The organism is Moritella sp. PE36, assembly GCF_000170855.1.
Lineage (GTDB): Bacteria > Pseudomonadota > Gammaproteobacteria > Enterobacterales > Moritellaceae > Moritella.
The window spans coordinates 38210-52877 of record NZ_ABCQ01000029.1; the positions used below are offsets into that span (position 1 = coordinate 38210).

At 44.2% G+C, this 14668-nt stretch carries 12 protein-coding genes, 1 other RNA gene and 1 pseudogene; all 14 read left to right on the plus strand.

The genetic code is table 11. The features are described from left to right. Positions 1 to 13 precede the first annotated feature (13 nt). An RNA gene (rnpB, locus tag PE36_RS23770) (RNase P RNA component class A) lies at positions 14 to 389 on the plus strand. A gap of 169 nt (positions 390 to 558) precedes the next feature. After that, positions 559 to 1500, plus strand: coding sequence for a 16S rRNA (cytosine(1402)-N(4))-methyltransferase RsmH (gene rsmH, locus PE36_RS15320; RefSeq protein WP_006032944.1), 942 nt, complete (start codon positions 559 to 561; stop codon positions 1498 to 1500). A gap of 37 nt (positions 1501 to 1537) precedes the next feature. Then, positions 1538 to 1816, plus strand: a complete 279-nt coding sequence (ftsL, locus tag PE36_RS15325) for a cell division protein FtsL (protein ID WP_232286593.1) — start codon at positions 1538 to 1540, stop codon at positions 1814 to 1816. Further along, the gene (locus PE36_RS15330; protein WP_006032946.1) at positions 1813 to 3540 is read left to right on the plus strand and encodes a peptidoglycan glycosyltransferase FtsI; all 1728 of its coding nucleotides are present in this window, start codon (positions 1813 to 1815) and stop codon (positions 3538 to 3540) included. Before ftsL ends, PE36_RS15330 begins: the two co-directional genes overlap by 4 nt. A gap of 102 nt (positions 3541 to 3642) precedes the next feature. Then, on the plus strand, positions 3643 to 5121 hold the full coding sequence (gene murE, locus PE36_RS15335) for a UDP-N-acetylmuramoyl-L-alanyl-D-glutamate--2,6-diaminopimelate ligase (RefSeq protein WP_232286594.1): 1479 nt from the start codon (positions 3643 to 3645) through the stop codon (positions 5119 to 5121). After that, complete coding sequence (gene murF / locus PE36_RS15340) at positions 5118 to 6554, plus strand: UDP-N-acetylmuramoyl-tripeptide--D-alanyl-D-alanine ligase (RefSeq protein ID WP_006032948.1); 1437 nt, start codon at positions 5118 to 5120, stop codon at positions 6552 to 6554. Before murE ends, murF begins: the two co-directional genes overlap by 4 nt. Continuing rightward, on the plus strand, positions 6548 to 7630 hold the full coding sequence (gene mraY, locus PE36_RS15345) for a phospho-N-acetylmuramoyl-pentapeptide-transferase (protein WP_006032949.1): 1083 nt from the start codon (positions 6548 to 6550) through the stop codon (positions 7628 to 7630). Before murF ends, mraY begins: the two co-directional genes overlap by 7 nt. Beyond that, complete coding sequence (gene murD, locus PE36_RS15350; RefSeq protein ID WP_006032950.1) at positions 7630 to 8967, plus strand: UDP-N-acetylmuramoyl-L-alanine--D-glutamate ligase; 1338 nt, start codon at positions 7630 to 7632, stop codon at positions 8965 to 8967. Before mraY ends, murD begins: the two co-directional genes overlap by 1 nt. Next, the gene (gene ftsW / locus PE36_RS15355; RefSeq protein WP_006032951.1) at positions 8967 to 10163 is read left to right on the plus strand and encodes a cell division protein FtsW; all 1197 of its coding nucleotides are present in this window, start codon (positions 8967 to 8969) and stop codon (positions 10161 to 10163) included. The genes murD and ftsW overlap by 1 nt, the downstream gene beginning before the upstream one ends. Positions 10164 to 10216: 53 nt before the next feature. After that, positions 10217 to 11284 carry an undecaprenyldiphospho-muramoylpentapeptide beta-N-acetylglucosaminyltransferase gene (gene murG, locus PE36_RS15360; RefSeq protein WP_043994598.1) on the plus strand — a complete coding sequence of 356 codons (1068 nt, stop codon included), beginning with the start codon at positions 10217 to 10219 and terminating at the stop codon, positions 11282 to 11284. Then, a complete protein-coding gene (murC, locus tag PE36_RS15365; protein WP_198138621.1) occupies positions 11285 to 12745 on the plus strand; it encodes a UDP-N-acetylmuramate--L-alanine ligase in 1461 nt (486 codons plus the stop codon). It begins immediately after the preceding gene. Further along, positions 12733 to 13671, plus strand: a complete 939-nt coding sequence (locus PE36_RS15370; protein WP_006032954.1) for a D-alanine--D-alanine ligase — start codon at positions 12733 to 12735, stop codon at positions 13669 to 13671. The genes murC and PE36_RS15370 overlap by 13 nt, the downstream gene beginning before the upstream one ends. Before the next feature lie 3 nt (positions 13672 to 13674). Continuing rightward, positions 13675 to 14496 (plus strand): cell division protein FtsQ/DivIB, encoded by an 822-nt coding sequence (locus PE36_RS15375; protein WP_006032955.1) that lies wholly within the window; start codon positions 13675 to 13677, stop codon positions 14494 to 14496. 5 nt (positions 14497 to 14501) lie between these two features. After that, a pseudogene (gene ftsA / locus PE36_RS24425) lies at positions 14502 to 14668 on the plus strand (cell division protein FtsA); the annotation flags it as partial.

Consider the following 14668-nt stretch of genomic DNA (forward strand, 5'->3'; position numbering starts at 1 on the left):
TATCCTCCGCCTTGGAGTTGGTCAGACAATCGCCGCTTTATGACTCGGTATTTATATCGAGGTTATAGAGGGGAGGAAAGTCCGGGCTCCACAGGGCAGGGTGCCAGGTAACGCCTGGGAGGCGCAAGCCTACGACAAGTGCAGCAGAGAGAAGACCGCCGATGGCTTTTTCGGAAGCACAGGTAAGGCTGAAAGGGTGCGGTAAGAGCGCACCGGACGACTAGTAATAGTTCGTTGCAGGGTAAACTCCACCCGGAGCAAGACCAAATAGGCTTTCTATAGGCGTGGCCCACGCTGAAAGCGGGTAGGTTGCTTGAGTCTGTGAGTGATTGCAGACCTAGAGGAATGATTGTCCACGACAAAACCCGGCTTATCGACCAACTCCAAGACCTTATCTATATCTTCTTTATTATAGATAAGTTCTTGTTTATTTTTTCCTTCTGATTACCTACATCACTTGCAATACGTTTAACCCCTCCCTAAACTAGACCTTTTACGTTACAATAACCATTTTAGCACCTGCTATAATCTAAAGTATTTTTAAGAGCTTTCATCGACATGACACAAGAATTTGCACACGTATCCGTTTTACTTAACGAAACCGTAGCTGGGCTAGACCTAAAACCGGATGGTATTTATATTGACGGTACTTTTGGTCGCGGTGGTCACTCTCGCTTTATTTTGTCTCAGCTGGGTGAAAATGGTCGCTTGATCGCAATCGATCGTGACCCTGAAGCTATCGCGGTAGGCGAAGCATTAAAATTAGAAGATCCGCGTTTTGACATTGTTCACGGACCATTTTCTGGTATTGCTGACTACATGGAAAATAAAGGACTGACAGGACACATCGACGGTGTATTGCTCGATCTTGGTGTTTCTTCGCCACAGTTAGACGACGCATCACGTGGTTTCAGTTTCTTACGTGATGGCCCATTAGATATGCGTATGGACCCAACATCCGGTATTAGCGCCGCAAAATGGTTAGCGACAGCTGATTACGATGATATCGTGTGGGTGTTGAAAGTATTTGGTGAAGAAAGATTTGCCCGTAAGATTGCCCGTGCTGTGGTATTTGATCGTGACGACAAGCCATTTGAAACAACATCACAGTTAGCAAGTTTAATTTGCCGTGTGGTGCCAAAATCTAAAAAAGAAACCAAGCATCCGGCCACTCGCTCATTTCAAGCTATCCGTATTTACATCAACAGTGAATTAGAAGAAATCGAACGTGCATTAGCTGGCGCATTACAATGTCTTAAGTCAGGTGGCCGTTTATCTGTGATCAGCTTCCATTCGTTAGAAGATCGCATTGTGAAACAATTTATTCGTAAACAAGCGCGTGGTAAAGAAGTGCCATACGGCTTACCTATCATGCAAGAAGAAATTGATAAAACGCGTACCATGAAGGCGATCGGTAAAATGCTAAAACCTTCGGAAGATGAATTAGAATTAAATCCTAGAGCGCGTAGTTCGGTATTACGCGTGGCGGAAAAATTGTAATATGTTCGGCATTAAGTGGGATTTAGGCAAAGTGATAATGACTGATATCGGCCAACATCGAGGCGTTGTTAGTCTGCTATTGGCTATCTTAATTGCCGCTTTTGCCGTGATCATGTTAACGCATGAAACCCGCCAGCTTACGAATAATAAAGAGCAGTTACTGACTCAGCGCGACTTTGCTGATATTGAATGGCGCAATTTATTGTTAGAGCAAAGTACGCTAGAAGAACACAGTAAAATTGAATACACCGCAAAACACAAACTCGGTATGTATCGCCCAAGTACCGCAGAAGAGCAATTGGTGATACAGCAGTGACAAATCGTCGAAATATTGCCAGCGTAGAACCCGCCAATTTTATCTTATGGCGTTATCATTTAGTTGCGGCCACGGTCGTTATTATCTTTTTAAGCTTACTCGCCCGTACTGCTTACATCCAAGTGATCAATCCTGAACATCTGCGTAAACAAGCTGATATGCGTTCTCTGCGGGTGACATCACAGCAAGTGCAACGCGGTATTATTACCGATCGTAACGGTGTTGAATTGGCGGTGAGTGTGCCGGTCATGGCCATTCATGTTGATCCTCGTACCATTAAGAATAAAAATAGCTTTGATAACAAACGTGCATGGCAAGCGTTTGCCGAAATCTTAGATCTAAATCTTGCTGAGCTGCAAACCAAGATCATGGCATCTAATGGTCGTTTTATGTATATCAAGCGCCAAATTAGTCCTGCGGTTGCTAAGTATGTTGATGAATTAAAATTAGTCGGTGTGAGTCAGGCTCCAGAGTCGCGTCGCTTCTATCCTACGGGTGAAGTAAGTGCCCAACTTGTCGGCATGACCAATATTGATGACATCGGTATTGAAGGCGTTGAAAGAGCTTATAATGATTTCCTTACGGGCACTCCTGGAAAACGAATTGTCCGTAAAGATCGCTTAGGTAATGTCATTGAAGATATCTCGGTTATTCAGCAAAGTGAACAAGCCAATAATATCCAACTCAGTATCGATCAGCGTATTCAATCATTGGCTTATCAACGGTTGAAAAAAGCGGTGCAATACAATGGCGCGGTGTCTGGCTCGTTAGTGATGATTGATGTGAAAACCGGGGAAATATTAGCGATGGTAAATAGCCCGTCGTTTAATCCCAATAATCGCAGTAAATATGACAGTTATAAGTTAAAGAATCGCGCGATCACGGATAGTTACGAACCGGGTTCGACGATTAAACCACTGGTTGTTGCCAGTGGCTTAGATCATGGCATTATTGCTGCTGATTCTATCATTGATACCAACCCTGGCCGTATGCGTTTAGGCGGGCGTTTAGTACAAGATACCCGTAACCGCGGTGAAATTTCACTGGGCAATATTCTGCGTTATTCGTCGAACATGGGGGTGAGTAAAATTGCGCTGAAATTAGGCCATCAACGTTTGCTCGATACTTACTATCAATTTGGCTTTGGTAATGAAAGTAGCTTGATCTTAAACGGTGAAAGTAGAGGTTATATGCCACGCCGTTCGCGTTGGTCAGAGTTTGAGAATGCGACATTATCCTTTGGTTATGGCATGCAGGCGACGACATTACAGCTTGCTCATGCTTATGCCACGATTGCTTCTGGTGGTTTATATCGCCCATTGACGATCATAAAACAAGACACCACGCCCTTGTCAGAGCGGGTGTTATCTGAACAGCACGCGCAAGAGCTATTACTCATGATGGAAAGTGTGGTAGAAAAAGGCGGTACGGGTGATAAAGCGCGCATCGATGGATACCGCGTTGCAGGTAAAACCGGTACTTCTAGAAAGGCGATTGCGGGTGGTTATGGCGATGATTATGTTGCGTTATTTGCCGGTGTCGCGCCAGTGTCTAATCCGCGCTTTGCATTAGTGGTGGTGATCGACTCACCAAGTGGTGATCGTTATTACGGCGGTGTGATCGCGGCGCCAGTATTTGCGGAAGTAATGGAAAGAACATTACAAATGTTGAATGTCACTCCAGATAAAAAACAATCATTAACGATAACAGCAAAAGGCGCTTAAAAATAAACGGACGCTCTGGCGTTAAGGATTGTTTGGTACTTAGGATTGGTTGGTGCTGAGGATTGTAAAATGCCAAGGGCTTTAAATATTAAGGGTTTAGAAATGAATTCGTCATGTCGAGTATTATCTCTGCAAGCATGGAATATTGATCTTGAATTAGTGGTTAATGCGTTGATCATTGATAGTCGCAAGGTGCAAGCTGGCGATTGTTTCGTCGCGATCAATGGTCATGCACTTGATGGTCGTCGCTTTATCAGTAAGGCATTAAAAAGTGGTGCAACGGCGGTACTCAAAGATGCCGATAACGAGGCTGAACATGGTCATATCGACTATATCGACCAGCGCCCTATCATCTCTTTCTTTGGTCTTAATCAGGCCCTATCCGCATTAGCTGATAACTTTTATCAATCGCCTTCACAGCAATTAAAGTTGATCGGTGTTACTGGTACCAACGGTAAAAGTACCATTACCCAGATCATTGCTAATTGGGTAACTTTATTAGCAGGTAAAGCGGGAGTAATGGGCACCATAGGTAATGGTTTATTTGCTCAGTTAACCCAAGCAGAAAATACCACGGGTAGTGGTTTAGATGTACAAGCTGAAATAGCCAATCAATTACAGCAAGGTGCCGAATTATGCGCCATGGAAGTATCTTCACACGGTTTGATCCAAGGTCGCGTCAATGCGCTGGATTTTGATGTGGCATTATTTACCAATTTAACCCGTGATCATCTTGATTATCATGGTGACATGGATGCTTATGCCGATGCTAAAAAAATCTTATTTCAAGGGGCGGTAAAGCATAAGATCCTCAATGTTGATGATGCTTACGGTAAAATGTGGGCTCAGCAATGGTCTGATGCTATCCAATTTTCGGTACGACAAGATTTATCTGCACATCACGGTGCTTTTCTTTATTGCAACGAGTTAAGTTTTGATACTGGTGGTTTTAGCTGTGAGTTAAAAACCAGCTGGGGTGACGGTACCCTGCAATGCAGTTTAATCGGCGAGTTCAATGCCTCTAATGTAGTGGCGGCTTGCGCGAGTTTATTAGCGCTCGGTTATGATCTGGATGATTTATTACGAGTAGCACCAAAATTAACCGCCGTATGTGGCCGTATGGAACTATTTAAGCAAGCGGGACAAGCCGCTTGTGTGGTTGATTATGCCCACACACCGGATGCATTGGAAAAGGCATTACAAGCATTACGTGTGCATTGTGAAGGCAAGCTTTGGTGCATTTATGGCTGTGGTGGTGACCGAGATACAGGTAAACGACCATTAATGGCACAAGTTGCTGAACAATTTGCAGATATGGCTGTCATTACTGATGATAATCCGCGTACTGAGTCTGCCGCTGCGATTGTAACTGATATGCTTAACGGCCTTGCTAAGCCTGATGCTGCGCACGTTATTCACGATCGCCGTCGTGCCATTCAGTGGGCGATGGAACAAAGCAGTGCTGACGATATTATCTTAGTGGCGGGTAAAGGCCATGAGGACTATCAAATTATCGGTGTCGAGAAACACCATTATAGTGATCGTGAAACGATCACCGAAATGCTGGATAACCAACAATGATTAGTTTAGCGTTAAGTGCCATTGCTGCACAGCTTAATAGTAAGTGGCAGGGTGATGATGTTGTTATCACTGCTGTGTCAACAGATACCCGCACGATCAAAGCGGGCGATTTATTTATTGCTTTAAGTGGTGATAACTTTGATGCCAATCGTTTCGTAGCGACAGCGGCAGAAGAAGGGGCCATCGCTGCGATTGTAACAAAAAAACAAGCGGTGGATATCCCACAAATCATTGTCAAAGATAGCCGTATTGCCTTAGGTTTATTAGGCAAAATGGTACGTGAACACGTTGCTCCTAAAGTTGCTGCGCTTACCGGCAGTAATGGCAAAACCACCACCAAAGAGATGTTGGCGGCTATTTTGAAATTAGTCGCACCCACATTGGCGACGGCTGGTAACTTTAATAATGATATCGGTGTACCCCTCACTTTATTGCGTTTACAGCAACAACACCAATTTGCGGTGATGGAGCTTGGTGCTAATCACAAGAAAGAAATTGCTTATACCACCGGGTTGGTATTGCCAGATGTAGTGTTAATCAATAATGTTGATGCCGCACATCTAGAAGGCTTTGGTGATTTACAAGGCGTTGCATCTGCAAAAAGTGAAATATTATCAGGTGTTAAGCAGCAAGGCATCGCCGTACTCAATCGTGATGATAAGTTTTATCCATACTGGTTACGTAAGGTGGATGCGCAGCGACAGGTTAGCTTTTCGGTTGTCGATGATAACGCCGATTACTTTGCCGCTGATATTGAATTTGATAATGCGGGTAATCCAACATTTAAATTATGTACGTCAAATGGCGATTGCACGATCAACTTGGCTGTCGCTGGGCGTCATAATGTCGCTAATGCATTGGCGGCTGCTGCCATCGCGAGCTGTTTTGGTATTGATATTAGCACCATTAAGCGCGGTCTTGAATCGATGGTTAATGTGCAGGGTCGATTGAAAATATCGCAGTTAACCCCGCGTATTCGTATTATTGATGACAGTTATAATGCCAACATTGCGTCGGTAAAAGCGGCCATTAATGTATTAACCCATTTTCCATCAACCAATGTATTGGTGATGGGGGATATGGGCGAGCTTGGCAGCAGTACCGCTGATATGCATCAACAGGTTGGACACTATGCGCAACAGCAACAGGTCGATCATGTTTATACTTGCGGGGCGGTTAGCCGTGAAGCTGCACTTACTGCAGGTGAAAGCGGACGTGCTTTTTTAGCCCAAAGTGCGTTAGTTGATGCACTGGTGGAATTAGTGACGACTGCGCCAGATACGCAGATGTTTACCTTATTATTTAAAGGCTCTCGCAGCGCAAAAATGGAACAAGCAATCGGCTTGTTAACCACTAAGCTCGCTGAGCACACTGCTATATTAATCGAAAATACAACGTTAGTTGAAAATACAGTAAAGGAAAGAAAATGTTAGTTTGGTTGTTCGAATCGTTAAGTGAGCATTTCTCGCTATTTAGAGTTTTTTCGTATCTCACTTTTCGTGCAATTATCACGATACTCACCTCGCTATTCCTGACCTTATGGATGGGCCCTAAGCTTATCCGTTATTTGCAAGATATGCAGATTGGTCAAGTCGTGCGTGATGATGGTCCAGAATCGCATTTTAGTAAACGTGGTACGCCAACAATGGGTGGCGTGATGATCCTGGCTGCAATTTTAATCTCGACGCTATTATGGGCAAGATTGGATAATGCCTATGTTTGGATCATGATGTTTGTGTTTGTCGCTTTTGGTGCAATTGGCTTTGTTGATGATTATCGCAAAGTGATCCGTAAAGACACGGATGGCCTGATCGCGCGTTGGAAGTACTTCTGGCAATCCGCGATTGCAATTGGCATTGCGGTTTACCTTTATGTCACGGCAGGTTCTGCGGCAGAGACAACATTAGTGGTGCCTTTCTTTAAAGAGTACATGCCAGAATTGGGACTGTTATTCATTGTATTAACCTACTTTGTGATTGTAGGGAGTAGTAATGCGGTTAACTTAACCGATGGTTTAGATGGTTTAGCTATCTTACCTACAGTGTTAGTGGCTGGTGCATTTATGTTAGTGGCTTACTTAACCAGTAATGTTAAATTTGCCGAATACCTGTTTATCCCTTACATCCCACAAGCCAGTGAATTAGTGATTGTCTGTGCGGCAATGGTTGGTGCAGGACTCGGTTTCTTGTGGTTCAATACTTACCCAGCACAAGTATTCATGGGCGATGTTGGTTCATTAGCCTTAGGTGCGGGTTTAGGTACGCTCGCGGTATTAGTTCGCCAAGAGTTTATGCTGCTGATCATGGGTGGTGTGTTTGTCATGGAAACGGTATCGGTTATCTTGCAGGTCGGTTCTTATAAATTACGTGGTCAACGTATCTTTAGAATGGCACCTATTCATCACCATTATGAATTAAAAGGTTGGCCTGAACCGCGTGTAATTGTACGTTTTTGGATCATCACTATTATATTAGTACTCATTGGCTTAGCTACATTGAAGGTACGCTAATGACACACTTATCTGAGCGAAATATGGCTGATTCTATTGTTATTATTGGTTTAGGCCAAACCGGTCTGTCTTGTGTGCGCTATTTTCTAAAACAAGGCATAGTGCCTGTTGTGGTTGATAGTCGTGATGCACCGCCGGGGCAAGATGAATTGCCAGCTCAGGTAAGGTTATACAAGGGTGGCTTACACCCAGAGATTTTATTACAGGCTAAACAATTAGTTGTTAGTCCAGGTATTGCGATTGCGACCCCTGAGATTGCGGCGGCACAGCAACATGGTGTTGAAGTGATTGGTGATATCGAGCTGTTTGTCAGAGCTGCAAAAGCACCTATTATCGCCATCACAGGTTCAAACGGTAAATCGACGGTGACGACACTGGTCGGCGAGATGGCCAATGCGGCGGGTGTGAAAACCGCAATCGGTGGCAATATCGGTATTCCGGCATTAGATCTATTGGATGTTGCCGAACCTTATCAACTCTATGTGCTCGAACTTTCCAGTTTTCAATTAGAAACCACTCATAGTCTTAAGGCTGTCGCAGCTACCGTGCTTAATGTAACGGATGATCACCTCGACCGTTATCCGGATTTTGAAGCGTATCGTCAGGCTAAATTGTCGATTTACCAAGATGCGCAAACCATAGTGACCAATCGTGATGATGTATTAACGGTTTGTGCTACCCAAGATAATCGCGATGTGGGCAAGCATAGCGTTGGTGCAGATGATGCTGACTATGGTTTGATCCAACAGCAAGGATGTACTTGGCTGGCTTATCAAGGAGAAGGTATTATCAGCGCTGATGATTTGCAGATCACGGGTGTACACAACCTGATGAATGCGTTGTCAGCGATAGCGCTACTTGATGCTGCGGGTGTGGACCGAATTAAAACCTTACCGGGTTTAAAACAGTTTACGGGACTTGCACATCGCTGCGAATTTATCCGTAAATTGAATGATGTTATGTGGATCAATGATACCAAGGCTACCAATGTCGGCGCCACGCTGGCGGCACTTGATGGTCTGAAAAGCAGTGTCAAAGGACGCTTATATCTGATTGCCGGTGGTGATGGTAAAGGCGCTGACTTTGGTCCTTTAGTGCCGGCATTACGTGATGATATAGCCCTGACTTATTGCTTTGGTAAAGACGGTGTACGTTTTGCTGGCTTAGCCGAGAATACTAAGTTGGTTGCTGATTTAGATACCGCGATTGCAGAAATTAGTCAGTTGGTACAACCGGGTGATTGGGTATTGTTATCACCAGCCTGCGCCAGTATTGATATGTACGCGAACTTTATGGCGCGAGGCGATCATTTTAGAGCGCTAGTTAAGGCATTGTAATGGAATTTTTAATCCGCACGAAACACTATTTACTCGGTGCTGAAGCACAGCAAAGCGCTGTGTATGATCGACAATTATTATTACTGGCCATCGTGTTGATGATGGTGGGTTTAGTGATGGTGGCATCAGCCTCGTTGCCAGAAGGTATCGCCTTGGGCAACGATCCGTTTATGTTCGTGAAAAAGCACTTGATCTTTTTAGCTGTGTCTCTGTGTGCGGCAACGTGTGTATTGAATGTGCCTATTGCGTTTTTTGAACGAAATAGTGTGCGGTTTTTATTTGTGGCGATTGGATTATTGGTGCTGGTATTAGTGATTGGGCGTACGGTGAATGGTAGTACCCGTTGGATCTCATTCGGCCCGTTGAATATGCAGCCCGCTGAATTTGCTAAATTTGCCTTATTTACCTATTTTTCCGGTTACCTGGTTCGTCAAAAGAATTTATTACAAGAAAGTTATAAAGGTTTTGTGAATGGCTTATTAGTCATTGCTGTTATTTCTGCATTGTTGCTTTTTCAGCCCGATTTCGGCTCTGTCATGGTTATTTTAACCACCAGTGTGGCGCTGTTATTTATCGGTGGTGCAAAGTTAGTCCACTTCATGGCATTATGTGTTGTGGCTATTTTACTGGGGGTATTAGCGGTGATATTATCGCCGTATCGAATGCGTCGAATAACCTCTTTTCTCGACCCTTGGGATGACCCATTTGGTAGTGGTTATCAGCTAACGCAGTCGTTAATGGCATTTGGTCGTGGCAGCTTTAGCGGTGAAGGACTGGGTAATTCAATCCAAAAATTAGAGTATTTACCTGAAGCGCATACCGACTTTGTATTTGCGATCCTTGCTGAAGAGTTAGGTTTTATCGGTGTATGTATCGTATTGATGCTGCAAATGCTACTGGTATTTAAAGCACTGCAGATTGGCCGTCGTAGCTTAGAAACTGATCAATCTTTTGCGGGTTTCTTGGCGATCAGTGTTGGTGTTTGGTTTTGTTTTCAAACCTTGGTTAATGTCGGTGCGGCATCGGGGTTATTACCAACCAAAGGCTTAACCTTACCTTTAGTGAGTTATGGTGGTTCTAGCTTGTTAGTGATGAGCTGTGCCGTGGCGGTATTATTGCGGATCGATTATGAATATCGGGCACGAAAAGTGTCGATGGAAAATAATGCCAAGCCCAACTTAGTAGCGCATGAATGACCACACTCACTGTAATAATGAATTAAATCTCATAACAAATGAAAGATAATATGATGACAAAACGTTTATTGGTGATGGCTGGTGGTACTGGCGGTCACGTGTTTCCCGGTATTGCTGTGGCAACATATTTACAACAGCAGGGCTGGACTATCCATTGGATTGGCACTGCCGATCGCATGGAAGCCGATTTAGTGCCGCAGCATGGGTTTGATATTTCATTTATTGATATCTCCGGTGTACGTGGTAACGGTTTTAAGCGTTTATGTGCTGCACCTTTTCGAATATTAAAATCGGTGTTGCAGGCGCGTAAAGTGATGCAAGATTTTAAGCCCGATGTGGTATTGGGGATGGGCGGTTTTGCCAGTGGACCCGGAGGGGTGGCTGCATGGCTGCAAGGTATTCCCGTGGTATTGCACGAACAAAATGCGGCAGCAGGTTTAACCAATCGGTTATTAGCTAAAATTGCCAAACGGGTATTGATGGCCTTTCCGGGTGCGTTTGCTGATGGTCAGTTAGTCGGCAATCCTGTGCGTGAAGACGTGTTAGCTTTGCATGAGCAAGTGCGTATGAAGAAAGACAAACTGACAGTATTAGTGGTTGGTGGTAGTTTAGGGGCAAAAGTACTCAACGATACGTTACCTGCTGCGCTGGCATTATTACCGCAAGAGCATATTTGTGTACGGCATCAGGTAGGTAAAAATAATGCAGCCAAGGTGATTAGTGCTTATCAAGCTGCTGGTGTGACAGCTGAACTTGAGGTAACTGATTTTATTGATGATATGGCGCAAGCTTATGGTCAAGCAGATGTGGTAGTGTGCCGCGCTGGTGCATTAACTGTGTCAGAGGTCGCGGTTGCCGGGCTGCCGGCTATTTTTATTCCATTACCACATGCAGTGGATGATCATCAGACTAAAAATGCGCAATCATTGGTACAAGCAGGTGGCGCGGTATTGATACCACAACGCCAATTAAATGCCGTGGATTTAGCCAAATTATTACAGCAATGGATTGATGATGAAGCACACCTTGTGACTATGTCAAATGCAGCCAGAAGTGCTGCCATTCTAGATGCAACTGAGCAGGTCGCAACTGCCTGTTCAGCGTTAAGTGAAGAGAGATAGATAATGCCTGAACAAAAGATCGCACAATTAAGAACAATAGTGCCAGAGATGCGCCGTGTTAAAACTATTCATTTTGTTGGCATCGGTGGTGCTGGCATGGGTGGGATCGCAGAAGTATTAGCCAATGAAGGTTACCAGATTACGGGTTCTGACCTCGCGCCGAATCCAGTGACTGATCGCCTCGTAAAATTAGGTGCAAAAATTAATTTTGAGCATACTGCCGAAAATGTGCGGAATGCGAGTGTCGTGGTGGTATCAACGGCTATCGATTTAACTAATCCTGAAATTGTTGCAGCCCATGAAAACCGTATTCCGGTGATTAAGCGTGCTGAAATGTTAGCTGAATTAATGCGTTTTCGTCATGGTATTGCGATTGCTGGTACCCACGGTAAAACATCGACTACAGCGCTGGTGACCGGTATTTACCATGAAGCAGGTTTAGATCCTACATTCGTTAATGGCGGATTAGTAAAAAGCACCGGCACCAACGCGGGTTTAGGCACTAGCCGTTATTTGATTGCTGAAGCGGATGAGAGTGATGCGTCATTCTTATTATTACAGCCAATGGTTGCGGTGATCACCAATATTGAAGCTGACCATATGGACACTTATGGTGGTGACTTCGCTAAGTTAGAAAAAACTTTTGTTGATTTTCTGCACAATTTACCATTTTACGGTTTAGCGGTGATGTGTGCCGATGATGCGGTGATTGAAAAACTTATTCCTGATGTTGGTCGTCAGGTGGTGACTTATGGTTTTGCTGAAAATGCCGATGTACGTATTATTGATTATGTGCAAAAAGGCCATAAAAGTCACTTTACTATTTGTCGTAAAGATCGTGATGATTTGCGTGTTAGTTTAAACTCTCCGGGTCAACATAATGCCTTAAATGCCACGGCTGCGGTTGCGGTTGCCACTGAAGATGGCATTGATGATAGGGCGATTGTTACCGCATTAGCTAATTTTGCGGGCACTGGTCGACGCTTTGAACAGCTTGGTGAGTTTGATTCAGGTGCCGGTAATGTGATGTTGGTAGACGATTATGGTCATCACCCGACCGAGGTTGATGTTACCATTACTGCAGCACGTGCAGGCTGGCCTGAAAAACGTTTAGTATCCGTATTCCAACCACATCGTTATACCCGAACCCGTGATTTGTATGAAGACTTTGCCAACGTGTTATCAAAGGTTGATTTGTTATTCTTATTAGAAGTATACCCAGCCGGTGAAGAGCCAATACCGGGAGCGGATAGTCGCTCATTATGTCGAAGTATTAGGCAACGTGGCAATATAGAACCAATTTTTGTTTCTAGCCCTGATGAAATTCCGGCAATTTTAGCTGAGCATTTACAAGACGGTGACTTGGTATTGACCCAAGGTGCTGGTAATGTGGGGGCGCTGGCTAAGGAACTAGCTGCAATGGAAATGAATGTTAGTACGATGAAACAATGGAAGAAGTAATCATGAGCGTAACAAGCATTAAAAAAGTCGCGGTATTATTTGGCGGGCATTCTGCCGAACGCGAGGTCTCACTAAAATCAGGTGCCGCGGTGACCGCTGGATTACTGCGTGCTGGTGTCGATGCGCATGCATTAGATACCGCTGAGTACGATGTGCATCAGCTTGGTCGTGATGGCTTTACCCATGCGTTTATTGCCTTGCATGGTCGTGGTGGAGAAGATGGCGTGATGCAAGGTGCATTAGAGCAACTGGGAATTCCGTATACAGGCAGCCGTGTGTTAGGTGCTGCATTAGCGATGGACAAGATCCGTACTAAGCAAATTTGGCAATCGCAAGGTTTACCAACCGCACTTTACCGTGTTGTGACACCTATTAATTTTAATACGACAATCGCTAGCGATATCATCGCTGATCTTGGCTCTCCAGTTATCATTAAACCGGCGAAAGAAGGGTCAAGTATAGGCATGGCGAAAGTGCATAACGTGGCGGAGTTAGAAACTGCGGTGACGGCTGCATTTGCCTATGATAACGAGATCCTAGTTGAACAATGGATTGAAGGTCCAGAGTTTACCGTGGCTATTCTCGGTGACGAAGTATTACCGGTTATTCAACTTAAAACGCCAAATACCTTTTATGATTACCAAGCTAAATATCAATCCAATACCACCGAATACTTGTGCCCGGCACCCATTACCGATGAGCAACGTCAGCAATTACAAGCCTATGCATTAAAAGCATTTCATGCGGTAGCTGCTGAAGGTTGGGGTCGTGTTGATGCGATGCTGGATGCGCAAGGTCAGTTCCAATTACTGGAGGTGAATACGGTGCCAGGTATGACCGAAAAAAGTTTAGTGCCAATGGCTGCGAATGCCGCGGGTTATAACTTTGACAGTTTAGTGTCTAAGGTATTAGCGCTCGCGCATTAATCGATGATGGCCACCGCGACGGTTACGCCGTTACCTGACACGCTTGATGATAATATCTATGCGCTCACCGAACTTGAAATTCAAGCGGATGAGTCCTGCGTTGAAGAATTAGCGTCGTCACGGTTAAAACGTGGTTTAGGTCTATTTTTCTTCTTTATGGTGATAGTCTTTTTTAGCTGGATGTTTAGCAGCATGGAAAACTATCTAACTGATGCCAGTAAGATGCCAATGTCAGCGCTGATTATTCAAGGTGAGCGTCATTATGTCAGCGATGATGATATCCGCAGGGTATTGTTACAAAAACCGGCAATAGAGAATTATTTTTCAGTAAACGTTGATGATATTCAACGCAAAATCGAATCATTACCTTGGGTTTATCATGCCTCGGTGCGTAAAAGTTGGCCTGACTTATTACGGGTATATATTCAAGAACAACCCGTTGTTGCAGTATGGAATGATACGCAGTTATTGAATGCAGACGGTATTGTTTTTGATGCTCAGATTAACAGTGCGCCGAAATCATTGGTGAAACTTTATAGTCCCGGTGATAGAATCGAACAAACATTATCTAAATACAATCAATTCAATGGGCTACTGCAGCTTAATGAGTACAAAATCGTTACAATGACACTTAATTTGCGAAATGCAATAACGGTTGTATTAAGTAATGGTATTATGCTGCGCTTAGGGCGTGAAGATGCGATATCACGGATCCAGCGCTACATCGATTATGTTGCAGTATTAGATAAAGACAAAATAGCCTATATAGATTTACGTTACGATACAGGTTTCTCAGTTGGCTGGAAAAATGACAATAAAGAGTAATGATAATGACTAAGTCGATGGAACGAAAATTAATTGTAGGTTTGGATATCGGTACCTCAAAAATTGCCGTTGTCGTTGGTGAGTTACTACCTGACGGCGAACTCAACATCATCGGTTTAGGTGAAAGTGCGTCGAGAGGCATGGACAAAGGTGGTGTGAACGACCTTGAATC

What these genes read in the sequence shown, in the direction of transcription:
- rsmH (WP_006032944.1), top strand. Translation starts at nt 559, where the DNA reads ATGACACAAGAATTTGCACACGTATCCGTTTTACTTAACGAAACCGTA.
- ftsL (WP_232286593.1), top strand. Translation starts at nt 1,538, where the DNA reads ATGACTGATATCGGCCAACATCGAGGCGTTGTTAGTCTGCTATTGGCT.
- murE (WP_232286594.1), top strand. Translation starts at nt 3,643, where the DNA reads ATGAATTCGTCATGTCGAGTATTATCTCTGCAAGCATGGAATATTGAT.
- murF (WP_006032948.1), top strand. Translation starts at nt 5,118, where the DNA reads ATGATTAGTTTAGCGTTAAGTGCCATTGCTGCACAGCTTAATAGTAAG.
- mraY (WP_006032949.1), top strand. Translation starts at nt 6,548, where the DNA reads ATGTTAGTTTGGTTGTTCGAATCGTTAAGTGAGCATTTCTCGCTATTT.
- murD (WP_006032950.1), top strand. Translation starts at nt 7,630, where the DNA reads ATGACACACTTATCTGAGCGAAATATGGCTGATTCTATTGTTATTATT.
- ftsW (WP_006032951.1), top strand. Translation starts at nt 8,967, where the DNA reads ATGGAATTTTTAATCCGCACGAAACACTATTTACTCGGTGCTGAAGCA.
- murG (WP_043994598.1), top strand. Translation starts at nt 10,217, where the DNA reads ATGACAAAACGTTTATTGGTGATGGCTGGTGGTACTGGCGGTCACGTG.
- PE36_RS15370 (WP_006032954.1), top strand. Translation starts at nt 12,733, where the DNA reads ATGGAAGAAGTAATCATGAGCGTAACAAGCATTAAAAAAGTCGCGGTA.
- PE36_RS15375 (WP_006032955.1), top strand. Translation starts at nt 13,675, where the DNA reads ATGATGGCCACCGCGACGGTTACGCCGTTACCTGACACGCTTGATGAT.